At 67.8% G+C, this 23,575-nt stretch carries 21 protein-coding genes; 8 read left to right on the top strand and 13 right to left on the bottom strand.

Annotation, left to right across the window (positions count from 1 at the left end; all coding sequences use genetic code 11):
- Positions 1-29 precede the first annotated feature (29 nt).
- Entirely contained in the window at positions 30-161 is a 132-nt protein-coding gene (locus CFB47_RS40700) for a hypothetical protein (protein ID WP_256941145.1), read from the bottom strand.
- 67 nt (positions 162-228) lie between these two features.
- Positions 229-678: a helix-turn-helix domain-containing protein gene (locus tag CFB47_RS26210; protein ID WP_069251376.1), complete on the bottom strand. Its 450-nt coding sequence runs from the start codon at positions 676-678 to the stop codon at positions 229-231.
- Positions 679-1,039: 361 nt separating this feature from the next.
- Between CFB47_RS26210 and CFB47_RS26215 the strand changes: the two genes are divergently transcribed.
- A complete protein-coding gene (locus tag CFB47_RS26215; protein WP_089442661.1) occupies positions 1,040-1,963 on the top strand; it encodes an alpha/beta fold hydrolase in 924 nt (307 codons plus the stop codon).
- An 87-nt stretch (positions 1,964-2,050) separates the two neighbouring features.
- On the opposite strand, the gene ggt is transcribed toward CFB47_RS26215, so the two are convergent.
- Positions 2,051-3,772, bottom strand: coding sequence for a gamma-glutamyltransferase (gene ggt, locus CFB47_RS26220; RefSeq protein WP_089442662.1), 1,722 nt, complete (start codon positions 3,770-3,772; stop codon positions 2,051-2,053).
- A 398-nt stretch (positions 3,773-4,170) separates the two neighbouring features.
- Between ggt and CFB47_RS26225 the strand changes: the two genes are divergently transcribed.
- The 3 genes from CFB47_RS26225 (at position 4,171) to CFB47_RS26235 (ending at position 10,887) form a co-directional block, all read left to right on the top strand.
- Complete coding sequence (locus CFB47_RS26225; RefSeq protein WP_089442663.1) at positions 4,171-4,695, top strand: metal-dependent hydrolase; 525 nt, start codon at positions 4,171-4,173, stop codon at positions 4,693-4,695.
- Positions 4,696-4,896: 201 nt separating this feature from the next.
- A complete protein-coding gene (locus CFB47_RS26230) occupies positions 4,897-9,477 on the top strand; it encodes a DEAD/DEAH box helicase (RefSeq protein WP_089462766.1) in 4,581 nt (1,526 codons plus the stop codon).
- A gap of 135 nt (positions 9,478-9,612) precedes the next feature.
- On the top strand, positions 9,613-10,887 hold the full coding sequence (locus CFB47_RS26235) for an APC family permease (RefSeq protein ID WP_089442665.1): 1,275 nt from the start codon (positions 9,613-9,615) through the stop codon (positions 10,885-10,887).
- A gap of 150 nt (positions 10,888-11,037) precedes the next feature.
- On the opposite strand, the gene CFB47_RS26240 is transcribed toward CFB47_RS26235, so the two are convergent.
- From CFB47_RS26240 to CFB47_RS26255, 4 genes are all read right to left on the bottom strand, one after another.
- The gene (locus CFB47_RS26240; protein WP_011658604.1) at positions 11,038-11,334 is read right to left on the bottom strand and encodes an XRE family transcriptional regulator; all 297 of its coding nucleotides are present in this window, start codon (positions 11,332-11,334) and stop codon (positions 11,038-11,040) included.
- Between the two features lie 72 nt (positions 11,335-11,406).
- A complete protein-coding gene (locus CFB47_RS26245) occupies positions 11,407-11,766 on the bottom strand; it encodes a type II toxin-antitoxin system RelE/ParE family toxin (protein ID WP_089442666.1) in 360 nt (119 codons plus the stop codon).
- Positions 11,767-11,876: 110 nt separating this feature from the next.
- Positions 11,877-12,863: a pca operon transcription factor PcaQ gene (gene pcaQ, locus CFB47_RS26250; protein ID WP_089462767.1), complete on the bottom strand. Its 987-nt coding sequence runs from the start codon at positions 12,861-12,863 to the stop codon at positions 11,877-11,879.
- Positions 12,864-12,947: 84 nt separating this feature from the next.
- Positions 12,948-13,685 (bottom strand): helix-turn-helix transcriptional regulator, encoded by a 738-nt coding sequence (locus CFB47_RS26255; protein ID WP_089442668.1) that lies wholly within the window; start codon positions 13,683-13,685, stop codon positions 12,948-12,950.
- A gap of 120 nt (positions 13,686-13,805) precedes the next feature.
- Here CFB47_RS26255 and CFB47_RS26260 point away from each other — a divergent pair, with 120 nt between their 5' ends.
- From CFB47_RS26260 to pcaG, 3 genes are all read left to right on the top strand, one after another.
- The gene (locus CFB47_RS26260) at positions 13,806-14,372 is read left to right on the top strand and encodes a YiiX/YebB-like N1pC/P60 family cysteine hydrolase (protein WP_089462768.1); all 567 of its coding nucleotides are present in this window, start codon (positions 13,806-13,808) and stop codon (positions 14,370-14,372) included.
- A gap of 273 nt (positions 14,373-14,645) precedes the next feature.
- The gene (gene pcaH, locus CFB47_RS26265; protein ID WP_089462769.1) at positions 14,646-15,353 is read left to right on the top strand and encodes a protocatechuate 3,4-dioxygenase subunit beta; all 708 of its coding nucleotides are present in this window, start codon (positions 14,646-14,648) and stop codon (positions 15,351-15,353) included.
- Between the two features lie 3 nt (positions 15,354-15,356).
- On the top strand, positions 15,357-15,950 hold the full coding sequence (pcaG, locus tag CFB47_RS26270) for a protocatechuate 3,4-dioxygenase subunit alpha (RefSeq protein WP_089458034.1): 594 nt from the start codon (positions 15,357-15,359) through the stop codon (positions 15,948-15,950).
- Between the two features lie 457 nt (positions 15,951-16,407).
- On the opposite strand, the gene CFB47_RS26275 is transcribed toward pcaG, so the two are convergent.
- Complete coding sequence (locus CFB47_RS26275) at positions 16,408-17,187, bottom strand: helix-turn-helix domain-containing protein (RefSeq protein ID WP_089462770.1); 780 nt, start codon at positions 17,185-17,187, stop codon at positions 16,408-16,410.
- Between the two features lie 142 nt (positions 17,188-17,329).
- Here CFB47_RS26275 and CFB47_RS26280 point away from each other — a divergent pair, with 142 nt between their 5' ends.
- Positions 17,330-18,109 carry an alpha/beta fold hydrolase gene (locus CFB47_RS26280; protein ID WP_089462771.1) on the top strand — a complete coding sequence of 260 codons (780 nt, stop codon included), beginning with the start codon at positions 17,330-17,332 and terminating at the stop codon, positions 18,107-18,109.
- Between the two features lie 38 nt (positions 18,110-18,147).
- Here CFB47_RS26280 and CFB47_RS26285 read toward each other — a convergent pair whose 3' ends face one another.
- The 5 genes from CFB47_RS26285 to gsiB form a co-directional block, all read right to left on the bottom strand.
- The gene (locus CFB47_RS26285) at positions 18,148-18,975 is read right to left on the bottom strand and encodes a M55 family metallopeptidase (protein ID WP_089462772.1); all 828 of its coding nucleotides are present in this window, start codon (positions 18,973-18,975) and stop codon (positions 18,148-18,150) included.
- The gene (locus CFB47_RS26290) at positions 18,972-20,054 is read right to left on the bottom strand and encodes a P1 family peptidase (RefSeq protein ID WP_089462773.1); all 1,083 of its coding nucleotides are present in this window, start codon (positions 20,052-20,054) and stop codon (positions 18,972-18,974) included. The genes CFB47_RS26285 and CFB47_RS26290 overlap by 4 nt, the downstream gene beginning before the upstream one ends.
- A complete protein-coding gene (gene gsiD / locus CFB47_RS26295; RefSeq protein ID WP_089462774.1) occupies positions 20,054-20,947 on the bottom strand; it encodes a glutathione ABC transporter permease GsiD in 894 nt (297 codons plus the stop codon). Before gsiD ends, CFB47_RS26290 begins: the two co-directional genes overlap by 1 nt.
- Positions 20,948-20,954: 7 nt before the next feature.
- Positions 20,955-21,875 (bottom strand): glutathione ABC transporter permease GsiC, encoded by a 921-nt coding sequence (gene gsiC, locus CFB47_RS26300; RefSeq protein WP_085037810.1) that lies wholly within the window; start codon positions 21,873-21,875, stop codon positions 20,955-20,957.
- Positions 21,876-21,954: 79 nt separating this feature from the next.
- Positions 21,955-23,517, bottom strand: a complete 1,563-nt coding sequence (gene gsiB, locus CFB47_RS26305; protein WP_089458027.1) for a glutathione ABC transporter substrate-binding protein GsiB — start codon at positions 23,515-23,517, stop codon at positions 21,955-21,957.
- Positions 23,518-23,575: the final 58 nt, after the last annotated feature.

A 23,575-nucleotide genomic window follows, 5' to 3' on the forward strand; every position in this document is an offset into this window, starting at 1 on the left:
ATTCATGAAAAATGGGGCCGGCGCGCCGGTCAGAAGCGGAACGCGAGCAGCACGCTGGCCAGCACGGGGTTCGCGGAAATATCGAACGTGTTCGACGCGAGCTGCCGGTTCGGCTGGTCGATGTCCAGCGTAATCTTCGTACGTAACGGGATATAGGTCACCCGCTTCCTCGAATGCGACACGGCGAGCGACCGGAGTTGAACGCGGCACGAGCCCGGTCGCCGCTCGTCAGTCCGGCGGCGGCAACACGACCGTGTCCTCCGGCCCGAGCACGCGCCCGTCCTGCGAACGCAGTTCGAGCTTCCTGACCGGCAGCCCGCTCTTCCGGTCGACGAGCAGCACGTGTGCCTCGTCCGGTTCGAAGAAGAAATCCTCGCCCCACTGCCGCAGCGCGACGAGCAACGGAAACAGGCCACGCCCTTTCTCGGTCAGCACGTATTCGTGATGCGCGCCGCCGTCCGCGGCCGGCACGATGTCCATGATCCCGTGCGCGACCAGGTTGCGCAGGCGCGCGGCCAGGATGTTCTTGGCCAGCCCGAGGTTCTTCTGGAATTCGCCGAAGCGGCGCAGCCCGTCGAACGCGTCGCGGACGATCAGCAGCGACCACCAGTCGCCGATCGCGTCCAGCGGGCGGGCAACCCCGCAAGGGGAATCCTCGTGCGTGGTTCGTCTGTTCATCGATGCATGGGGCGATGCCGTTCCCGGTATGCGGGCGGAACGGCGGTCGTTTTCGTTGAAATGAATGGTTGCAATATAAAACTCACCACACGAAAGATCAATCTCCCGCGGCCCGACTGTTCGCGATGGCCGAATGGAACGGCCGATTCGAGCCCGATTAGCACTCCACCTCCTCTTTCAGGCCGGTAAATTCCGGCACAGCTCCCTTCCGATGCGTCATCACGCGCCCACGGCTCGGTCATTCGGCGGCCAGCGCTTCGATCTTTTTGGTTGCAACTTGAAACCCAATATCCTACGCTTCGATTCGGTTTCAACTTGAAACCAAACTATCCGACTATCCGACTATCCGAAGGAGCATTCGATGATCCGGTCCGATGCCACGTTCGACGGCACCTTTCCATTCGCCCCCCATTTCGACGACGCATCCGGCTTCCGGATGCACTACGTGGACGAAGGTCCGCACGACGGCGAAACCCTCCTGTGCCTGCATGGCGAACCCACGTGGGGTTATCTGTTCCGCCATCTGATTGCCGCGCTGAGTCCGACACACCGCGTCGTCGTCCCCGATCACATGGGCTTCGGCAAAAGCGCGACGCCGCAGGACCGCAGCTACTGGCTGCAGGACCATATCGACAATCTGGAGCGCTTCGTGCTCGCGCGCGGCCTCGATCGCATCACGCTCGTGATGCACGACTTCGGCGGCCCGGTCGGCATGGGGCTGGCCGCGCGGCATCCGGATCGCATCCGGCGGATCGTGTCCGCGAACGGGCCGACGCCATTCGGCCAGCCCGATCTGGTCGAGCGGCTGAACGCGAACGGTCGCGCCGCACCGTGGTTCCAGTGGATCGCGCGCGCGGCGTCGGACGATACGCTCGAGACGGTGCTCGGTCAGCTCGGCTTCAATATCCTGAGCACGCTGAAGCTGAACGGGTTTGAAAATCACGCGGTGATCAACGACACGTGGATCGCCGCATACGGTGCGCCGTTCGCGCAACCGGCGGACTGCGCCGGCGCGATCGGATGGGCCCGCGGGTTTGCCGCTGGCGCGCATCGGTTCGAGGTGCCCGATGCGGCGGCGCTGCGCGCGATACGCGACAAGCCCGCGCTCGCGATCTGGGGAGACGCCGATCGAACGCTCGGCGCCGAACACTTCCTGCCGCTCTTCACGGCACTGTTTCCGTCCGCGCCCGTCGAACGGCTGGCGGGCGTCGGGCACTACTGCTTCGAGGATGCGCCCGACGTCATCGCGTCACGCATCGCCGAATTCGTCCGGGCCACCGGCTGAGGGTATTCCGCAGCCGGCGGCACGATGCCCGGCTGCGGATCACCGCGTGCGCGGCCGCCTTCGCCACCGCGCACGCACCGCTTCACGTCACCGGATGATCCGCGTCACGCCACGCCCGCGCGGATCGGCCATCGCTTCCGGCGTCTTGCCGTCGATCTTGATCACCTGGATGTCGCCGCTGAAATCCTGCCCCTTCAGCGTATAGCCGCGCGCCTCGATCTGCTTCGCGAGTTCGCCTTCGATCGGGTGGTACGGCTCCCAGAAGATCGTGTTCGGCGGCAGCAGCTGGTGATGGAAACGCATCGCGCCGACGGCCTCCTTCAACGGCATCTTGAAGTCGTAGATGTTGTTGATCACCTGGAAGATCGACGTGAAGATGCGCGAGCCGCCCGGCGTGCCGATCACGAGCGACACCTTGCCGTCCTTGGTCATGATCGTCGGCGACATCGACGACAGCGGGCGCTTCTTCGGTTCGATCGCGTTCGCGTCGCTGCCGACCACGCCGAACATGTTCGCGACGCCCGGCTTCGCGGAGAAGTCGTCCATCTCGTCGTTCAGCACGATGCCGGTGCCGTCGGCGATCACGCCCGAGCCGAAATAGCCGTTGATCGTGTACGTGTTCGACACTGCATTGCCCCACTTGTCGACCACCGAGAAGTGCGTCGTTTCAGCCTTCTCCGGCATCGTCGTGCCGAGGCCCGGCTGCACGCTCTTCGTATCCGACGGCTCCTTCGGGTTGACTTCGCCTGCCCGCTTCGCGATGTACGCGTCGTCGGTCAGCTGCGCGATCGGCACCTTGTAGAAATCCGGATCGCCGAGATACTGCGCACGATCGGCGAACACGCGCTTCTCGATTTCCGCGACGAGGTGGATGTACTGCGGCGAGTTGAGCTTCACGCCCTCGAAGTCCTGCTTGAGGTCGGCCTTCATCTTCAGCAGCTGCACGAGGCCGATGCCGCCCGAACTCGGAGGCGGCGCGGTGATCACATCATAACCGTTCCACTTCGCCTGCACCGGCTGGCGCCACACCGCGCGGTACTGCGCGAGATCCTCGGTGGTGATCAGCCCGTTGCCGTCGCCGGTCTTCATCGACGCGGCGATCAGCTCGGCCGTCTTGCCCTTGTAGAAGCCCTCCGCGCCGCCGTCCGCGATGCGCGTCAACACGTCGGCGAGATCGGGCTGCTTGAAGTTCACACCGGCCTTCAGCCCGGAGAAATATTTGTCGAAGTTGGTCTTGCCGCCGAACTCCTTCGAGGCGTCGACGCCGCGCTGCGCGAGCTGCTCGTCGACGACGAAGCCGTCGCGTGCATAGTGGATCGCCGGCGCGAGCACCTGCTTCCACTTCAGCTTGCCGAAGCGCTTCTGCGCTTCCCACATGCCCGCGACCGTGCCCGGCACGCCGACCGCGCGCGGGCCGTACAGGCTCATGCCCTTGACGACGTTGCCGTCCTTGTCGAGATACATGTCCTTCGTCGCGGCGAGCGGCGCGCGCTCGCGATAGTCGATGAAGTACGGCTTGCCGTCCTTGTAGATCGTCATGAAGCCGCCACCGCCGATGTTGCCGGCTTCCGGATACGTGACGGCGAGCGTGAATGCGATCGCGACGGCCGCGTCGATCGCGTTGCCGCCTTCCTTGAAGATTCGCTCCGCGGCATCCGCGCTGTACTTGTCGGCCACCGCGACCGCCGAGCTCGTCAGGATGGCCGGCTGCGGCCCCTTCGCATAGACGGGCGCGTTCGGCAGGAAGCCGATGCCGGCCACCGTCGCGAGCACGACAGCGGATGATTTGAAGCGATTCAGCGTAGTCATTGCATGTCCCCCATGTGGATCTCCTTCAGGCAGGAAAAGCACCTGTTCCGCTCATGGCCGCTGGCGCGCCGACGGCCACATCCGGTCTCGTAGTATAGGGGGACAAAAAGGGTCGAACACGGGGCGTGCAACGAAAGCGCATTCGTCATGTGCGCAAGATCATGTCGAGGCGTCCGCACAGCGATGCGGAGCGGTCGAATGGCACGCGGAACACGTCGTCACGCAATGCACAAAAAACCGAAAGTTGCGAACTGCGCGGAAGGCTGCGCGACCCGTGCAAAAAAATCTGCAAACGGCCCCTCCCACTGCGTGGGCCGATCTGCGAAGATAGCGCCCCGCTTTCGCGGTGCATCATTTTTCGTGCACGCGTCGCTTCACGTTTCTTCGTCTCGCTTCCTATGGCATCACACAATGCGCATCATGCGTCCGGCTTCGCGGCCGGTGTCGCCGCCGCCGTCCTCGTCGCACAAACCGGCGCAACCGGCCCGTGGCATTCGGGCCTGTTCGCCGCGTTCGCGGCCGGCGTCGCGGGCGGCACCGCGCCCGACTGGCTCGAAGTCGCATGGTGGAGCCGCAAGCGCCGTTTGTGGATCACGCATCGCACCGTCACGCACTGGGGCATCGGCTGGATCGCGCTGCTGGCGCTCGGGTGGCACGGGCTCATCCATGATCCGCATCCGCTGTGGGCCGCGCCGCTGTTCGGCTTCGCATGCGGCGGCTTGATGCACCTGCTCGCCGACTGGCCGAACCCGCTCGGCGTGCCGTGGATCTGGCGGCGTCATTCGCTCAACCTGTGGAAGAGCGGGCGTTGCGACCTGATCGTCGTGGCCGCCGCATGGGGCGGCACGCTGTGGCTCGCGCAGTCGCTGTGCTCGCGTGCGCCGTTGCTCGAACACTGGATCGGCTGGCTGCATCGCGTTTAGTTGCAATTGGGCGCAATTCGGCACGCGATCCGCGTGCCGACGTGCATGCAACTTTCCGTTCATTGAAAGTGCGGTGACGGCCCCCATCTGAAGCGGAATCGTCGACACACGTGCCGCGCGCGCATACGCGACGTCTGGCACACTGACGATTCGATTCGCACCCGCGCCCACCGCGCGCTTGCACCCCATTTCAACGCTCCGATGGACGTCACCACGACCCGCCCTGCTGCCAGTGCGCTCGACGTGTTCCACCCGGCCGTCGCCGCGTGGTTCCGGCGCACGTTCGCCGCACCGACCGGCGCGCAGGCGCTCGCGTGGCCGCACATCAAGGCCGGCCGATCGACGCTCGTGGCCGCACCGACCGGCTCCGGCAAGACGCTCACCGCGTTCCTGTGTGCAATCGACGATCTGGTGCGCGATGCGCTGGCGCACGACGGCACGCTGCCCGATGCGACGCTCGTCGTGTATGTGTCGCCGCTGAAGGCGCTGTCGAACGACATCCACGTGAACCTCGATGCGCCGCTGGCCGGCATCGCCGAATCGCTCGCGCAACTCGGCCTGCCGGTGCCGGCGATCCGCACCGCCGTGCGCACCGGCGACACGACGCAGGCCGAGCGCGCCGCATTGCGCAAGCGCGCGCCGCACATTCTCGTCACGACGCCCGAGTCGTTGTACGTGCTGTTGTCGTCCACGTCGGGGCGGCAGATGCTGTCGAACGTGCGCTCGGTCATCGTCGACGAAATCCATGCGCTCGCGTCATCGAAGCGCGGCAGCCATCTCGCGTTGTCGCTCGAACGTCTCGACGCGCTGGCCGGCCGCGCGCTGCCGCGCATCGGGCTGTCGGCCACGCAAAAACCGATCGATGCGGTCGCACGCTTCCTGGTTGGCGGCCCGGCCGACGCGCCGCGCGACTGCACGATCGTCGACACGGGCCACACGCGTGAGCGCGACCTCGCGCTCGAACTGCCGAACGTGCCGCTCGAACCCGTGATGGCAACCGACGTCTGGGAACAGGTATACGACCGCATCGCCGGACTGGCGGCCGCGCATCGCACGACGCTCGTGTTCGTCAACACGCGACGCACCGCCGAGCGCATGGCGCGCCATCTCGCCGATCGGCTCGGCAAGGAGGCGATCGCCGCGCATCACGGCAGTCTCGCGAAGGAGCATCGCTTCGACGCCGAGCAGCGCCTGAAGCGCGGCGAACTGAAACTGCTCGTCGCCACCGCATCACTTGAACTCGGCATCGATATCGGTGACGTCGACCTCGTCTGCCAGGTCGGTTCGCCGCGCGGGATCGCACCGTTCCTGCAGCGCGTCGGCCGCTCCGGGCACCATGTCGGCGGCGTGCCGAAGGGCCGGTTGTTCCCGCTGTCGCGCGACGAGCTCGTCGAATGCGCGGCGCTGCTCGATTGCGTGCAGCGCGGCGAGCTCGACACGCTGCGCATTCCCGAAGCGCCGCTCGACGTGCTCGCGCAGCAGATCGTCGCCGAAGTGGCGTGCACGGAATGGCAGGAAGACGCGCTGTATGCGAGTTTCACGCGCGCGGCGCCGTATGCGCGGTTGACGCGCGAGCGCTTCGACGAAGTGATGAAGATGCTCGCCGAAGGCTTCACGAGCCGGCGCGGCGTGCGCGGCGCGTACCTGCATCGCGACGTGGTCGGCGGCACCGTGCGCGGGCGCCGCAACGCGATGATGACCGCCACCACGTCGGGCGGCACGATCCCCGACATGGCCGACTACGCGGTGCTCCTCGAACCGCAGGGCATCCAGGTCGGCACGGTCAACGAGGATTTCGCGATCGAGAGCCTGGCCGGCGACGTGTTCCAGTTGGGCAACCAGTCGTACCGGATCATTCGCGTCGAAACGGGCCGCGTGCGTGTCGAGGACGCTCAAGGCCAGTCGCCGAGCATTCCGTTCTGGCTCGGCGAGGCGCCGGGGCGCAGCGACGAGCTGTCGGCGGCGGTCGGCCGGCTGCGCGCGCGGCTCGACGGGCTGTTCGCCGACGGCGACCGGCAAGGACATGCCCGAGGCGGTGAACGCACTGACGACGAGATCCGCGGGAAGACGGCGGCTGAAACAGAGGCGACGACCAAAGCCAACACCAAAGGCGGCGCAAAATCGACGCGACGTGTTGAAGCCGAAGCCGAAGCCGAAGCCGAAGCCGAAGCCGAAGCCGAAGCCGAAGCCGCGATCAGTGTACGAAACGACGTCGCCCGGGTCGCCCCTGCCAGCCCGGCCGACAGCCGTCTCGCGCCGGCGTTGCGCTGGCTCGTCGACGATCTGCACCTGTCGCCCGACGCCGCGCACCAGATCGCCGACTATCTCGCGCGCACGCGCGCCGCGCTCGGCGCGTTGCCGACGCAGGACACGCTCGTGATGGAGCGCTTCTTCGACGAATCGGGCGGCACGCAACTCGTGATCCATTCGCCGTTCGGCAGCCGCATCAACCGCGCGTGGGGGCTCGCGCTGCGCAAGCGCTTCTGCCGCAATTTCAACTTCGAGCTGCAAGCGGCCGCGACCGACGACGCGATCATCCTGTCGCTGTCGCTCGCGCACAGCTTCGCGCTCGACGAAGTGTGGCGCTACCTGCGCTCGGCGAGCGCCGAGCACGTGCTGATCCAGGCCCTGCTCGACGCGCCGATGTTCGGCGTGCGCTGGCGCTGGAACGCGACGACCGCGCTTGCCTTGCCGCGCTTCACCGGCGGCAAGCGCACCGCGCCGCAACTGCAGCGGATGAAGAGCGACGACCTGCTCGCGACCGTGTTCCCCGATCAGGTCGCGTGCCTCGAGAACATCGTCGGCGAGCGCGAGATCCCGCATCACCCGCTCGTCGACCAGACGCTCGACGACTGCCTGCACGACGCGATGGACACCGAGGGCTGGCTTGCGCTGCTGCGCCGGATCGAGAGCGGCGCGATCGAACTCGTCGCGCGCGACCTGCCCGCGCCGTCGCCGCTCGCGGCCGAGATCCTGAACGCGAAACCCTACGCGTTCCTCGACGATGCCCCGCTCGAGGAACGCCGCACGCAGGCCGTGCAGTCGCGCCGCTGGAGCGATCCCGAATCGGCCGACGATCTCGGCGCGCTCGACGCCGACGCGATCGATGCCGTGCGCGACGAAGCCTGGCCGCTCGTGCGCAACGCCGACGAAATGCACGACGCGCTGCTCACGCTCGCGTGCATCGCCGACAGCGAAGCACGCCAACGCGATGGCTGGCTCGACCGGCTCGCGGAACTCGCCGAACGCCGCCGTGCGACGAAACTCGTGACACCCGGCCACGCCGCGCTATGGGTACCGGTCGAACGACTCGTCTGTATGCGTGCGCTGCATCCCGACGCACGCATCGCGCCGGCGCTCAAGGTGCCGGCCGCCTGCGCGCAGCCGTGGGAAGCCGATGCCGCACTCGTCGACGTGATCCGCGCGCGGCTCACCGGCTTCGGGCCGCTTGCGCTCGACGCGATCGCGGCACCGCTCGGCCTGCCGCCCGCGTCGGTCGCGACGGCACTCGCGGCGCTGGAACGCGAAGGTTATGTGATGCGCGGCCGGTTCACGCCGGGCACAACGACGGACGAATGGTGCGAACGCCATCTGCTTGCACGCATTCATCGCTATACGGTGAAGCGGCTGCGCCGCGAGATCGAGCCGGTCGAGCGTGCAGACTTCATGCGCTTCCTGTTCCACTGGCAACACCTGACGCCGGACACGCGCGGCACGGGCCGCGACGCACTCGCGGCCGTGGTCGAACAGCTCGAAGGCTACGAGGCCGCGGCGAGCGCCTGGGAAGACGCGCTGCTGCCCGCGCGGCTCACCGACTACATGGCGGGCGGCCTCGACGAGCTGTGCCGCTCGGGCAAGCTCGTGTGGACACGCATCGGCGCACCGGCGCGCGCGGCCGGCACCCCCGTGAAGACGACGCCGATCGTGCTGCTGCCGCGCCGCCACCTCTCGGCATGGCAGGCGCTGCGTGATCCCGACGCGCAACCGGCACTATCCGCGCGCGCCACGCAAGTGCGCGACGCCCTTGCCGCGCATGGCGCGATGTTCTTCGATGCGCTGCTCGACGACCTGCACATGCTGCCCGTCGAACTCGAACAGGCGCTCGGCGAGCTCGTGTCGGCCGGCCTCGTGAATGCGGACAGCTACGCGGGCCTGCGTGCGCTGTTGAAGCCCGCCGTCAAGCGCAGCGCGACCTATGCGCCACGCACCCGGCGCGGCGGCGCGCTGATCGGCGGGATGGACGACGCCGGCCGCTGGGCACTCGTGCAACGTCACGCGCCGCCGGACGATGCGCCCGTGCCGAAACGCGGCCAGGCCGCGACCGACCCCGACGCGCTCGAACACATCGCGTGGACGCTGCTGCGCCGCTACGGCGTCGTGTTCTGGCGGCTGCTCGAACGCGAAGCCGACTGGCTGCCGAGCTGGCGCGAACTCGTGCGCGTGCTGCAGCGTCTCGAAGCGCGCGGCGAGATTCGCGGCGGACGCTTCGTCGCCGGGCTCGCGGGCGAGCAGTTCGCGCTGCCCGAAGCGATTCCGATCCTGCGCGAACTACGGCGGCAACCCGGCGACGGACAGTACGTATGCGTGACGGGCGCCGATCCGCTGAATCTCGCCGGCACGCTGCTGCCCGGCGACAAGGTGCCGGCGCTGGCCGGCAATCGCGTGCTGTTCCGCGATGGCGTGCCCGTCGCGTCGCTGGTTTCGGGCGCGTTCCACTACGCCCCCGAACTGTCACCCGCCGCGCGCGAGGATGCCCGCCTGCGGCTCGCACGCCACTGCTGACATCGGCTGACACGCGACACCGCACGGACTACTGATCGCCGGGCCGCGCGGCCGCGGTCGTTCGGGTAGCATCGAACGATTTTCCGCACGAGCGCCCGCGCTCGAACACAACAAGACTTCCGGAGACTGCTGTCCATGCCCTCGCATGTCGAATCGCCCGCCGCTCATCACGCGGGCTCGCTGACGATTTTCCAGGGCGCCGCGCTTTATATCGGCGCGGTGCTCGGCACCGGCGTGATCGCGCTGCCCGCACTGGCCGCCGAGGTGGCGGGGCCCGCCTCGCTACTCGCGTGGGCGGCGTTGGTCGTACTGTCCGGGCCGCTCGCGGCCACCTTCGCCGCACTCGGCGCGCGCTATCCCGACGCAGGCGGCGTATCGACCTATGCGCGGCGCGCATTCGGGCCGAAAGCCGCGGCGATCGTCGGATGGTGCTTCTACTTCGCGGTACCGGCCGGCGCACCGGCCGCCGCCATGTTCGGCGGCGCCTACGTCGCAGCCGTCACGGGCGGCGGGCACACCACGGTCATCGTCACCGCTGCCGCGCTGATCGCGACCGTGTCGGCCGCGAATGCATTCGGCGTCACGGTTTCGGGCCGCATGCAGCTCGTGCTGTCGGCACTGCTCGTCACGCTGCTGCTCGCCGCGGTGCTCGCCTCCGCGCCGCATGCACGCACCGCGAACCTGCATCCGTTCGCGCCGCACGGCTGGCTCGCGGTCGGCCAGGCCGCCGCGCTGCTCGTGTGGAGTTTCGCCGGCTGGGAAGCGATCACGCATCTCGCGGCCGAATTCCGCCGGCCCGCGCACGACATGCCGCGCTCGGCGGGAATCGCGGTCGTGGTGGTCGGGTTTCTGTATCTGTCGGTTGCTGCCGCGAGCGTGACGGTGCTCGGGCCGTCCGCGGGCGGATCGGGTGCGCCGCTCGCCGAACTGATCGCGGGCGGCATCGGCGGCCATGCGCAGGTGCTGGCCGCCGCAGCCGCACTGTTGCTCACGCTCGGTACGATGAACGCGTACTTCGCGGGCGCGGCCAAGCTCGGCGCGGCGCTCGGGCGCGACGGCGCATTGCCCGCGTGGCTCGCGCAAGGCAGCCAGGTCGGCGGCGTCCCGCGCCGCAGCCTCGGTGTGATCGCCCTGCTCGCCGTGGTCGCTCTCGCTGCGACGACGCTGTCGGACGTCGGGCCGAAGCCGCTCGTGCTCGTCACCTCCGGGTGCTTCGTGATGGTGTACGGGCTCGGCGCGGCCGCCGCGCTGAAACTGTTGCCGCGCGGCGGCATCGCGCACCGTTGTGCATGGATTTCGCTGGTCGCGGTGGCCGCGCTGTTCCTGACGACCGGCTGGTACATCCTGTGCCCGCTGCTGCTCGCGGGCGGGGCGCTGCTCTATCTGCAGGTGGCCGGGCCGCGCGAGTGACCCGGCAGCTGCGCGCGGGCCGACACGCGCCTGCTGGCGGCGACGCGCGGGCTGATCATCCCCGAACCGCCGGCCGGATCGCCGGCCACGCCGCCGCGTGCATCATGCGCGGGGGCGCTGCCTCGGCCGTCCGCCGATGCTTCGCGCCCGTCAGGCAGGCACCAGCTCGAAGCTGAGCCGTTTGCCGAGCGCGGTGGCCGCGCTCGCGAGCGTCGCCAGCGTGAGGCTCGTGTCGGTTTCGTCGAGCAGACGGTTGAGCGCGGCGCGGCTGGTTTTCATCCGTGCGGCCATCGCGGTTTTCGTGATGTGCTGCGCCTTCATTTCCTGCCCGATCTGCCAGGCGATCACGCGCTTGATCGCGGTGGCGGTGGCCGCTTCGAGATTGCCGTCCTCCTCGAGGAAGGTATCGAAATCGCTGCCGATATGCGGATTGTTCGTGGTCGTCATGGGTACTCCAGTGCATGGCGTTGCCGGCGGCCTGACCGTCGAAGACGGTGCGTTCCGGCGCAACCGGGGAATTCAGATGGCGCGCATCAGCGCTTTCAGGCGCGCGACGGTGACATCGAGATCGTCCGACGGCGTGGCCCGCGACTGCTTGAAGAAGCCGTGCAGCAGCACCATCGTGTCGCCGACGACCGTAAACAGCACGCGGGCGCTTCGCCCCGGCAACATCACGCGGATCTCCCACAGATCCTGCGCCATCTTCCGGACCAGCGGCATGCCGAGCGGCCAGCCGAGTTGAACGGTCTTGATCTCTTCGCCGATCGCCCTTCGCTCCGCTTGCCCGAGCGCCTTCAGCCATTCGCGCACCGGCTCGTTGCCACGGGCCGTCTGGAAGAACCGCACGCCGAGCGTGACCTGGATCTGCTCTCTCGTCATCGTCCTGACACCAATCGTACCAAAATTGGTACGATATGCCAAGCACCATGAGGGCGGCTACTGACCGGATGGCCAATCCGGCAGCCGGGAACGGGAGGCGGCCCGCCGGCTCAATCGTCGCGACGAGCCGGCTTGCGCGCCGCGCGTGACGTCCCGCGTTCACGCGTCTCGCCGAACCGCGACCGCGCGATGTCGCGCACGGCATCGATCAGCGTCCGCGCGACCGGCGACGGCTGCGCATCGGTGCGCAGCACCAGCCCGACCGGCTCATCGGTGCCTGCCGAAGGCAGCGGCAAGCGTGCCAGCGCCCCGGCCGACAGGTCGTATTCGGCCGCATAGAGCGGCACGAACCAGACCGCGTCGTTTTCGAGTGCCAGCGCACGCGCGACCGATACCGACAACACCTCGATGAACGCATCCAGCGGCGGCACGCCGCACGCGCCAAGCAGCTGCTCGGCCGACTGGCGGATCAGCGTGCCGAACGGCGGCAGCACGACCGGATAGCGCGCAAGCTCGGCCGCCGGCGCCGCATGCGAGAGCAGCGGATGCCCAGCGCGCACGACGGCGACGAGCGGCTCGTTGTACAACTGCTCGAACGCGAGCCCGATCATCCGCTCCGGCTCCGACAGCCGCCCGATCGCGCACTCGATCGCGCCGGACTTCAGGCGCTCGAGCAGATCGGCGTTCGCGGCCGTCGCGATCCGCACGACGACGCGCGGCCAGCGCGCCGCGAGCGCCTTCATCAACGCGGGCGCGAGCGATGCCGCGACGGTCGGCAGCATGCCGATTTCCAGCGTCGCCGCGGCGGCCCCGCCTTCGCGCGCGAGCAGCCCGACACCTTGCCGCAGCGCCAGCACGCACGCGTTCGCGTGCGGCATGAACAGTTGCGCCTCGCGGGTCGGCTGCGCGCCCTGCCGGCCGCGCTCGAACAGCTTCACGCCGAGGATCGCCTCCAGCTCGGCGATCGTCTTCGACACGGCCGGCTGCGTGATCGACAGGCTTTCGGCTGCCTTCTGCACGCCGCCCGACTGGGCGACCGCGAGAAAGCACTGCAGGTGCCGAAACTTGACGCGGCCGTCGGCGATACGGTTATTCATAACGGGTGGTTATGCGATTGACGATGAAATGCCATTTTGCATAACTTTCCGGATAGTCCCAAGCGCTCGACGATACGTCACGCGTCACGCGTTGCGCCGCAGTGCCTGGAAACCGGCCGGCTCCCACATCCGCTTCGCGATCAGCAAGCTGGTGCCGCGCTTCTGCGCGAGTGGCGCGGAAGACGATTCCGCATGCAGCGCGGCCGCCTTGCTGCGCAGCCGGCGCAACTCCAGTTCGAGCTCGGCGGAAGCAGCCTCCGTCAGCATCCCCTGCGAGAACGTCATCGTCTCGCCTTCGCCGTCGAAGCGGCTGTCGAGGAAATCGCCGAGCGCATGCGCATGGAAGTAACGGCGGATCGGCCCGCCCGGCAGCCAGTCGAAATCGCGCGCGACGCGCACGCGAATCCGGTCGCCCGGCAACAGCGCGATGACGTTCATCCGGTCGAGCATCAACAGGTATTTCACGCACTCGGCCTTCGTCACCTGATAGGCCGACACGATGTCCTGCACCGTCCAGTAGTTGATCGCGCAGACGGCGACCAGCAGCAGCTTGTCGTCGGACACGAGCAGCGCCTCCTGCTGCTCGGTCAGCACGTGCAGCCTCGGCGCCGACGCGGACGCCTCCTGCACGAGCTCGGCCAGCGTATAGCCGAGCAGCTGGGAGATCTCCACGACGCGCTCCAGCGTGAAGCGGCCGCTGGCGAACAGCCGCTTCACGCTGGTCTCGGAAACGTCGAGCGCACGTGCGACGTCGCGGTAGGTCATGCCCTGCGCCTTCAGCTGGCGCTTCAGCATGTCGATGAGTTGGGCGGTTTCGGTCATTTTGGTATCGAAAAGTGATGCTCGAGGTCAGATATTAGGCTACCTGCGCGCACCGACGAACACATTCGGATACTTGTCTGCATAATCCGCTCCGTGCTGTCACCGAACGACGGAGCCGACATGACCACCCGAACCGACACCGCTGCCTACGAATCGCATCACCCCGCCCCGCGCGATGCCCGCGACACCGATCGCTCGATGCCGCTCGCCACGGTCCGCACGCTGGCCGCCAGCGCGCACGTCGGGGATCTCGTGTTCATCCGCGTGCCGGCGAATGCGCCGCGCGACGCGGCAGGCGCGACGGGTGCGTGGGCCAATCGCTTCGGCATCGTCGTCGACACGTCGGGCGACGAGCCCGTGATCGCCGAATCGGCGTTGGCGTGGACGAAGCTCACGCCGCTGTCGCGCTTCGTCGCCCGGACCGGCGGCGGACGCATCGCGCTGGCCCGGCGCGTCGCGGCGCCGAGCGCCGATGCGCAGCGCCAGGTGCATGCAATCGCCGAACAACGGATCGACGCCCTGCTCGGCAACCGCTTCAACCTGCGGACGCGGCGCGGGTTCTGCGCGCGCTACGTGAGCGACGTGCTCGGTGCCGACCGGGATGCGACGCCGGCCGCGCTGCTGCGCAGCGGCACGCTGTCACTCGAATTCGACGGGATCGTGTTCGATCCCGGCCGCCCGTCATGACAGGCGCTCAGGGAGACCGGATAACAACAAGAACGACACCATAAAAAAGCAGTGACGGGCTGGCTGGAGGGCCGTGCACGGGGTCGTCACCGACGACGCGAAGCCCGATCGCTTTTTCCGCCGGACAGGCATCCTGTCCGGCGGAATTTTCATTGGCGCGTCAGACATAACGAACGGTTATGCGATTCGCTAAAAAAGGTCATTTTGCATAACTTTCCGGATTGGCTACAGTCGTGCCATCCACTTCGCGAAAGACCTATCAGGAGACGCCCGATGGATTCCCCCACGATCCTCACGCCGCGCGACTGGCCGTCGCATCCGGCCTATATCCACCCCGAGTACCGTTCGTCGGTGAAGCGCGGCCCGACGCGCCCGCTGATCCCGCTGAAGGAGAAGCTCCGCGACCAGTACGCGCCCGTCTACGGCGCCGAAGATCTGGGCGCACTCGACCATGACCTGACGAAGAACGCCGTGAAGAACGGCGAGCCGCTCGGCGAGCGCATGGTCGTCACGGGCCGCGTGCTCGACGAAGGCGGCAAGCCCGTGCGCAACACGCTCGTCGAGGTGTGGCAGGCGAACGCAGCCGGCCGCTACGTGCACAAGGTCGACCAGCACGACGCGCCGCTCGACCCGAACTTCCTCGGCGCAGGCCGTTGCCTGACCGACGACGAAGGCCGCTACCGCTTCCTGACGATCAAGCCCGGCGCATACCCGTGGGACAACCATCCGAACGCGTGGCGCCCGAATCACATCCACTTCTCGCTGTTCGGCGATTACTTCGGCTCGCGTCTCGTCACGCAGATGTACTTCCCCGGCGACCCGCTGCTCGCGTACGACCCGATCTTCCAGGGCACGCCCGAGGCCGCGCGCGAGCGCCTGATCTCGCGCTTCTCGATGGACATCACCGAAGAAGGCTATGCGCTCGGCTACGAATTCGACATCGTGCTGCGCGGCCGTGACGCTACCCCGATGGAGCGCTGAACCATGACGACGCTGAAGCAAACCCCTTCGCAGACGGTCGGCCCGTATTTCGCGTACGGCCTGTGCCCGCAGCAATACGACTACGACCTGAAGAGCCTGTTCACGCCGACGATCGCCGCGGCGCACGCCGAAGGCGAACACGTGCTGCTGGTCGGCCAGGTGTTCGACGGTGACGGCAACGTCGTCGGCGACGCGGTGCTCGAATTCACGCAGGTGGACAGCGCGGGCCGCTACCCCGCCTCGCGCGACGACATCGCGAAATCCGGCTTCACGGGCTTCGCGCGGGTCGGCACCGGCACCGATGCGCAGCAGCGCTTCGTCGTCGAGACGGTGAAGCCGGGCCGCCTCGCCGCCGGCGAAGCGCCGCACATCAACGTGACCGTGATGATGCGCGGGATCCTCACCCACGCGTTCACGCGCGTGTACTTCGACGACGAAGCCGCCGCGAACGCAGCCGACCCCGTGCTGAACGCCGTGCCGGCCGAACGCCGCGCGACGCTCGTCGCGAAACGCGACGCGCAGCCGGGCCGCCCGGTGGTCTACCGCTTCGACATCCGCATGCAGGGGCCGGACGAAACCGTGTTCTTCGACGTGTGACGCGCGGGCCGGCGCACGCCGGCTTCGCCCGCTACCGTACCGCCGCGTGGCGCGATACCGACAGGCATCGCGCCACGCGGCGTTTTTCCTGGTCCGTCTCCATCATTCGATGCTGCAGTGCATCGAGCCCCGTCACGGGTGCCGACGGCCTTGCGACGGGCCTTCCGCCCCCGCATCGAACGCACGGTTGAAACGCATGCTGCGACAGCACACAAGTCGTTCGTCCGACACGATATCGTTTGCGCGTTACGCGGCGTATTCTTCACTATCCGCAACGCTTCAACGAGATTGAATCGGAACAGGAAACAATTACACATGTCATGCGCGACACCGCCCGACAGGCCGTGCGCGCATTTTTTCTGACCGGGTGCCTTGAAACGCGTCTGACCGAAGTTGGCAGGCGCGTATTTTTTGCGGCGAGCGGCACACCGGCGTGGCGTGCGTCACTTCGTTCCGGTCAACGCCGAATCTCCAGATAGCGGCTCGGCGTATCGCCCAGAATGCGGCGAAACGCCGACGTGAACGCGCTGGCGCTCGCATACCCGAGATCGAGCGCGACCCGCGTGACCGGCTGCCGGTCGCTCAGGCGCGCGATCGCCGCGAGCATGCACACCTGCTGGCGCCATACGGCAAAACTCACGCCCGTCTGCGCACGAAACTGCCGCGTGAACGTGCGGCGGCTCAAGCCCGCGTCCGCGGCGACCTGGTCGAGATCGGCCGCGATCGACGGCGACGCAAGCAAGTGCCGGCACACCTTCGCCAGCCGTGCGTCGGCCGGCAGCGGCGCATGCAGCGACAGGCGCGGCATCGTCGCGATTTCCGCGACCAGCAGCGCCATCAGCTTGCCCGCGCGCCCGTCGACGTCGTACAGGGCCGGCAAGTCGATCGCATCGTCGATCAGTTGCCGCAGCAGCGCCGATACGCCATACACACCGCACTGGTCGGGCAGGCCCGCCTCAAGCGCGGCGTCGCCGGACACGAACGTGTTGAGCATCGTGACCGGCCCGGTCATCGTCATTTCGTGCCGCACGCCGGCCGGCACCCAGCACGCGCGCTGCGGCGGCACCAGCCAGCGCCCGTGTGGCGTCGACACGCTGATCGTGCCGCGCGACGCGAACGCGAATTGCCCGCGCCCGTGCGCGTGTTCCGGAAACGTCGTGCCTGCCGCATAGTCGTTCGCGGTCACGACCACGCTTCGCGGAATGTTTTCGTAGGGATCTAGCAGCGTATTTCTCACGGCCCGAATTCCATCATCAATGACCCGATATCGAAGGCGGGTCTCCTTCGCGCGATCTACGATCCGCTCCACCCTTGCGCGACCTCGCGGCCGCAAGCCCCGTCGGCCTGATCGGCCGGATTACCACTGCATCGGAGCGGACATGCCGAATACGTTTCATCGCGTGGGGGACGGCCCCCACCCTGTTCTTGTACTGCCCGGCTGGTTCGGCGACGCCCACGCGTTCGAACCCGTCGAAGCGTGGCTGTCGTGTGAACACTTCAGCTATGTATTCATGGACTACCGAGGTTACGGCCGCATGCGCGACGCAGCGGGCCACTACACGATCGACGAGATCGCCGCCGACGCGCTCGCGCTGGCCGACACGCTCGATTTCGCGACCTTCAGCATCGTCGGCCATTCGATGGGCGCGATGGCGGCCGAGAAAATCGCCGTCATCGCGCCCGAACGCGTGCGCGCGCTGGTGCCGGTCACGCCCGTGCCGTGCGGCGGCCTGCCGTTCGATGCCGAAAAACGTGCGCTATTCGAACGTGCCGCCGACCACGTCGCCGATCGCCGGACCATCATCGATCGCAGCACCGGCGGCCGCCTGCCCGCCGCCTGGGTCGAGTGGAAAGCGGCGTATTCGGCAGCCCGTTCGTCGTCGCCGGCGTTCGGCGCGTACTTCCGCGCGTGGGCCGATACGGATTTCGGCGACGAGATCGTCGGCACCCATCCGGTGAAAGTACTGATCGGCGAGCACGATCCGGCGTTCGACGCGGCACTGATGGCCCGCACCTACCTGCGGCGCTATCCGCTCGCCACCGTCGACGTGCTGCGCAACGCGGGCCACTACCCGATGAACGAGACGCCGCTCGCGCTTGTCGCCGCGATGGAAGCGTTCCTGCTCGCCGTGACGGCGAACCCCGTCGGCAACCCCTGACGACGCGCGGCGCGCAACGAGCATGGCGGTCATGCGCATCACCGCAGCATGAACGACATCGCCGACAAGCTGTTCAGCGTGCGCACCACATGCTCGACCGAAGGCCCGTCGAAGCGCAGCGTCACCGCATCGACGCGCTCCAGCGACGGCAGCACGCAGAACAGGTCGGCCAGCGCCGCCGTCTGCACGCGCAGCGTGCACGCGGCCGGCGCGGGCCGATGGGCGCCGGCGCGCACGCCTGCCGACAATGCGCGCGCAACCGCTTCGCGCGCAGCCGTGGCGATCCGCGCACATGACGCGGCGGGCGTGAGCGTATCGCCGCTCGATGCGCCGCCGGCCGTCTTGACCGTCTCGAAATGCGCATCCGGAAACTGCGGCCGCGTTTCCGCCGCGAACACGTCGTCGCCCGTGGCCAGCGCGACGTGCGCGCCGTATTCGCGCGCCAGCGCACCGTACAGCCCGGCTTCGCCGAGTTCGACGCCGTTCAGCCAGACCTGCGTGAACGCAAAGCTGTTGATCGTGTGCGCGAGCACGCCGCGCGTCTGCGATTTCGCGTGATAGCCGATCATGAACACGAGATCGGGCTGCTGCTCGACGCCCGTCATCATCCCGAGCATGCGCGGCTTGCCGAGCACGACACGCGCACGCGCATCGAGCCCGTCGGGCAGCAGGTTGCGGAAACCGCCGTGCGAATCGTTGACCCACACCGCCTGCGCGCCGCCCATGAACGCGCCTTCGATCGCCGCGTTCGCCTCGGCGGTCATCCAGCGGCGCGCACGCTCGTATTCCGGATTACCGGCACGCGTCTGCTCGATGGCGAATACGCCGGCGACACCTTCGATGTCGGTCGAAATCAGGATTTTCATGACTGGGTAAGACGTCCTTCGTGGCCTTCGTTGAACAGGCGATCGAGATCGGGCACCGCATCGCGCAGCGATTGCCGCACGTGGCCGTCGCGCCCGGCCACCGTCACGGCCTGCAGCAACGCGTCAGCGATCGCATGCTCGACGCTTTCGGCCGCGGCCATGAACAGCGGATCGAGCGCCGCATCGGCGACGAGGGCCGGCAGCGCGAGAGTCGATGCGTCGTGCGCGATCGTGTAGGCGGTGGAGAAGGCGAGCGCGATGTCGCCGCTGCCGTGCCCGTAGACCGAGCCCGTGCGGGCCAGCCCCGCACCGGCTCGGCGCGCGAGCCGCGACAGTTGCCGCGCATCGAGCGGCGCATCGGTCGCCAGCAGCAGGATGATCGAGCCCTGCTCCGGCGCCGCCGCATGCGCGGCCTCGGCCGCACGCCGTTGCGCGACGATGCGCCCGAGCGGCACGCCGCCGAGCGTCAGCATCGGCAGCCGGCCGAAATTCGCGAGCACGAGCGCGCCGACCGTATAGGGCCGCCCGGCCGCAACGGCGACGCGCGATGCCGAACCGATCCCGCCCTTCAGGTCGAAGCTCGACATCCCGCGCCCCGCGCCCACCGCGCCGCGTGCGACGTCACGCGATGCCGCGCGGCACGCGTCGTCGTAATGCTCGGGCGTGACCGCGAACGCCTGGATATCGTTCAGATAGCCGTCGTTGCACTCGAACACGAGCGGGTTGACGGTCGACCAGTCGCGGCCGATCTGCGGATTCGCCGCGATCGCCGCGCGGATCTGCGCCTGCGCGAGCGCGCCGACGCCGAACGTATTGGTCAGCGCGATCGGCGTCTCGAGCGTGCCGAGCTCGTCGACCTGCACGAGCCCGACACTCTTGCCGAAGCCGTTGATCACCGCGGCCCCCGCCGGCACCTTGCTGCGGTACACGTCGCCCGGATGCGGCTTCACGACCGTCACGCCCGTCTGCACGTTGCCCGCATCGAGCGTGCAATGGCCGACCGTCACGCCCGGCACGTCGGCGATCGTGCCGCGCGGCCCGGCCGGCAGCGTCGCCGTCCACATCGGAGCATGGCGCATCAGCGGCGCTCCAGTTTCGGATCGAGCGCGTCGCGCAGCCCGTCGCCGAGCAGGTTGAACGCGAGCACGGTCAGGAAGATCGCCAGGCTCGGGAAGATCGCGATGTGCGGCGCCGTCACCATGTCCGCGCGCGCCTCGTTGAGCATCGCACCCCACTCCGGCGTCGGCGGTTGCGCGCCGAGCCCGAGGAACGACAGGCTCGCGGCCGTGATGATCGACGTGCCGATCCGCATCGTGAAGTAGACGACGACCGACGACACGGTGCCCGGCAGGATGTGCCGCATGATGATCGTCCAGTCCGACGCGCCGATGCTGCGCGCGGCCTCGACATAGGTCATGTGCTTGAGCATCAGCGTGTTGCCGCGCACGAGCCGCGCGAACGCCGGGATGCTGAAGATCGCGACCGCACAGATCACGTTGACCATCCCGTTGCCGAGGATCGCCACCACGCCGATCGCGAGCAGGATGCCCGGGAACGCGAACAGCACGTCGGCCACACGCATCGTGATGCGGTCCCACCAGCCTTCGTAGTAGCCGGCGAGCAGCCCGAAGAACGTGCCGATCACCGCGCCGAGCGCGACCGAGAAGAAGCCGGCCGCGAGCGAGATGCGCGTGCCCGCGACGATCCGGCTGAAGATGTCGCGGCCGAGCGAATCGACGCCGAACCAGTGCACGACCGACGGCCCCGCGTTCAGCGCGTCGTAGTCGAAATAGTTCTCCGGATCGAACGGCACGACGTGCGGGCCGACGAACGCCAGCACGACGAGCGCCAGCACGAAGCCGCCCGCGACGAGCGCGACGGTCTGCTTGCGGAACTTGCGCCAGAATTCGCGCCACGGCGTGCGGATCGCGGCGGGTGCGGCCGGCGCCGCGGTCTGGACTGTCGCATTCATGCGCGCCTCACTTGAACCGGATGGTCGGGTTGATGACCGCGTACAGCACGTCGACGGTCAGGTTGATCAGGATGAACTCGAGCGAAAACAGCAACACGATCGCCTGGATCACCGGGTAGTCGCGCATCGTCACCGCGTCGACGAGCAGGCGGCCGAGCCCCGGCCAGTTGAACACGACCTCGACGACGATCGAGCCGCCGAGCAGGAAGCCGAACTGCAGCCCCATCATCGTGACCACCGGGATCATCGCGTTGCGCAGGCAGTGCTTGAGCACCACCATCGGCTCGTGCACGCCCTTCGCGCGCGCGGTGCGCACGAAATCCTCGTTCAGCACCTCGACGAACGACGCGCGCGTGAAGCGCGCCATCACGGCCGCGACCGCGGCGCCGAGCGTCAGCGACGGCAGCACGTAGCTCTTCCACGAGCCGTCCGGCACGACCGGCAGCCAGCCGAGCTTCACCGAGAAGACTTCCATCAGCAGCATCCCGAGCGCGAACGCGGGAAACGAGATGCCCGACACCGCGAGCGTCATGCCGAGTCGGTCGGGCCAGCGGTTGCGCCACACCGCCGACGCGATGCCGATCGCCATCCCGAAGGCCGTCGCCCACACCATGCTGACGAGCGTCAGCATCAGCGTCGGCATGAAGCGCTCGCCGATCTCGGTCGAGACCGGCCGCTTGCTGCGTGTCGACATGCCGAAGTCGCCGTGCGCGATCTTCGTGAAGAAGTTCACGAACTGCGCGGGCAGCGGCCGGTCGAGCCCGAGATCGGCACGCACGAGCGCGACCGTCGCGTCGTCGGCTTCGGGGCCGGCCGCGAGCCGCGCCGGGTCGCCCGGCAGCAGGTGGACGAACAGGAACACCAGCACCGCGACGATCGCGAGCGTGGGCAGCAGGCCGAACAGGCGTTTGACGAGAAAATTCAGCATGGGGCACCGATCGATTCAGCGTGCCGGCGGCTCACGCCGCCGGCACCGCGTGGCGGACGAACCGCCGTCATCACCACTGTCATTTCAGCGAGATTTCGTCGAAGTTGAACGAGCCGTCCGGCATCACGTACGCGCCCTGCAGCCGCTTGCTGCGCGCATACACGATCTTCTCCTGCACGAGGAAGATCCACGGGGCATCGGTCCAGATCTGCTTCTGTGCATCGGCGTAGAGGTCGGTCTTCTTCGCGCGATCGACCGTCTCGAGCGCCTTCGTCAGATCGCCGTCGACCGTGTCGTTCTTGTAGTACGCGGTGTTGACGAGCTTCGGCGGCGCCGACGCGCCGGCGAGCAGCGGCGTGATCGCCCAGTTCGCTTCACCCGTCGACGACGACCAGCCGATGTAGTACATCCGCACCGGCGCCTTCGCCGGATCCGGCGCGCTCTCGACCTTCGCGACGCGCTCGCCGGCCTCCAGCGCCTGCACCTGCACCTTCACGCCGACCTGCGCGAGCTGCTGCTGCACGAACTGGATCGCCTTCTGCGACGTCGAGTTGTTATACGCGGACCACAGCGTCGTCTCGAAGCCGTTCGGATAGCCGGCCTCCTTCAGCAGCGCGCGCGCCTTCGCCGGGTCGTACGGCCACGGGCCCAGCTTCGTCGCATAGTCGACGCCTTGCGGCACCACGCCGGTGGACGGCGTCGCGAAGCCGGAGAACGCGACCTTCGCGAGCGCTTCCTTGTTCACCGCGTAGTTCAGCGCCTGGCGCACCTTCGGGTTGTCGAACGGCTTCTGCAGCATGTTCAGCGACACGTAGCGCTGCACGATCGACGGCCGCTCCACGATGTCGACCTTCGGGTTGCCCTTCAGGTCGGCCGCCTGCTCGAACGGAATGCGGAACGCGAAATCGGCCTCGCCCGTCTTGATCAGTGCCGCACGCGTATTGTTGTCGACCACCGGCTTCCAGTCGATCGCGTCGATCTTCGGATAGCCCTTCTTCCAGTAGCCGGCGAACTTCTTCACCTTCAGGTCGTCGGTCTGCTTCCATTCGACGAACTCGAACGGGCCGGTGCCGACCGGATGCAGCGCGATGTCGCGGCCCCACTTCTTCAGCGCGGCCGGCGAGATCATCACGGCCGACGGGTGCGCGAGCGTGTTGATCAGCGCCGAGAACGGCTCGCGCAGCGTGATCTTCACCGTGTACGGATCGACCACTTCGGTCTTCTCGATCACGCGGAACATGTTGTAGCGCTTCAGGTGGTTCGCGGGATCGGTCACGCGGTCGAAGTTCGCCTTCACGGCCGCCGCGTTGAAATCGGTGCCGTCGTGAAACTTCACGCCCTGGCGCAGCTTGATCGTGTAGACCTTTGCATCGGGGCTCGCGTCGTAGCTCGTCGCCAGCACGTTGACGAGCTTCATGTCCTTGTCGAAGCCGAACAGCCCCTGGTAGAACGACTTGACGACGGCCTGCGACACCGTGTCGTTCGCGTCGTACGGGTCCATCGTCGTGAACGTCGAATCCACCGCCATCACCGCGGTCTGCTGCGCGAACGCGGGCACCGCGGCCGACAGCGCGAACGCGCCGGCAAGCGCGACGAAACACGCGCGCGGACGAAACATCGGGAACGGATGCTGCTTGGTCATGTTGCTGGGCTCCTATCGGTGAATCGGTGACGCCTCACGGGCGTTTCGGTTTCGACTT

Source organism: Burkholderia sp. AU27893, from assembly GCF_002223205.1.
Taxonomy (GTDB): domain Bacteria; phylum Pseudomonadota; class Gammaproteobacteria; order Burkholderiales; family Burkholderiaceae; genus Burkholderia.

Bases quoted from the DNA above. Each gene is read 5' to 3' on its own strand.
- CFB47_RS26210 (WP_069251376.1), bottom strand. From the start codon at position 678: ATGAACAGACGAACCACGCACGAGGATTCCCCTTGCGGGGTTGCCCGC.
- gsiC (WP_085037810.1), bottom strand. From the start codon at position 21,875: ATGCTGAATTTTCTCGTCAAACGCCTGTTCGGCCTGCTGCCCACGCTC.
- CFB47_RS26280 (WP_089462771.1), top strand. From the start codon at position 17,330: ATGCCGAATACGTTTCATCGCGTGGGGGACGGCCCCCACCCTGTTCTT.
- CFB47_RS26215 (WP_089442661.1), top strand. From the start codon at position 1,040: ATGATCCGGTCCGATGCCACGTTCGACGGCACCTTTCCATTCGCCCCC.
- pcaG (WP_089458034.1), top strand. From the start codon at position 15,357: ATGACGACGCTGAAGCAAACCCCTTCGCAGACGGTCGGCCCGTATTTC.
- gsiB (WP_089458027.1), bottom strand. From the start codon at position 23,517: ATGACCAAGCAGCATCCGTTCCCGATGTTTCGTCCGCGCGCGTGTTTC.
- CFB47_RS26240 (WP_011658604.1), bottom strand. From the start codon at position 11,334: ATGACGACCACGAACAATCCGCATATCGGCAGCGATTTCGATACCTTC.
- CFB47_RS26235 (WP_089442665.1), top strand. From the start codon at position 9,613: ATGCCCTCGCATGTCGAATCGCCCGCCGCTCATCACGCGGGCTCGCTG.
- CFB47_RS26230 (WP_089462766.1), top strand. From the start codon at position 4,897: ATGGACGTCACCACGACCCGCCCTGCTGCCAGTGCGCTCGACGTGTTC.
- CFB47_RS26290 (WP_089462773.1), bottom strand. From the start codon at position 20,054: ATGCGCCATGCTCCGATGTGGACGGCGACGCTGCCGGCCGGGCCGCGC.
- CFB47_RS26255 (WP_089442668.1), bottom strand. From the start codon at position 13,685: ATGACCGAAACCGCCCAACTCATCGACATGCTGAAGCGCCAGCTGAAG.
- CFB47_RS26225 (WP_089442663.1), top strand. From the start codon at position 4,171: ATGGCATCACACAATGCGCATCATGCGTCCGGCTTCGCGGCCGGTGTC.
- gsiD (WP_089462774.1), bottom strand. From the start codon at position 20,947: ATGAATGCGACAGTCCAGACCGCGGCGCCGGCCGCACCCGCCGCGATC.
- pcaQ (WP_089462767.1), bottom strand. From the start codon at position 12,863: ATGAATAACCGTATCGCCGACGGCCGCGTCAAGTTTCGGCACCTGCAG.
- pcaH (WP_089462769.1), top strand. From the start codon at position 14,646: ATGGATTCCCCCACGATCCTCACGCCGCGCGACTGGCCGTCGCATCCG.
- ggt (WP_089442662.1), bottom strand. From the start codon at position 3,772: ATGACTACGCTGAATCGCTTCAAATCATCCGCTGTCGTGCTCGCGACG.
- CFB47_RS26260 (WP_089462768.1), top strand. From the start codon at position 13,806: ATGACCACCCGAACCGACACCGCTGCCTACGAATCGCATCACCCCGCC.
- CFB47_RS26285 (WP_089462772.1), bottom strand. From the start codon at position 18,975: ATGAAAATCCTGATTTCGACCGACATCGAAGGTGTCGCCGGCGTATTC.
- CFB47_RS26245 (WP_089442666.1), bottom strand. From the start codon at position 11,766: ATGACGAGAGAGCAGATCCAGGTCACGCTCGGCGTGCGGTTCTTCCAG.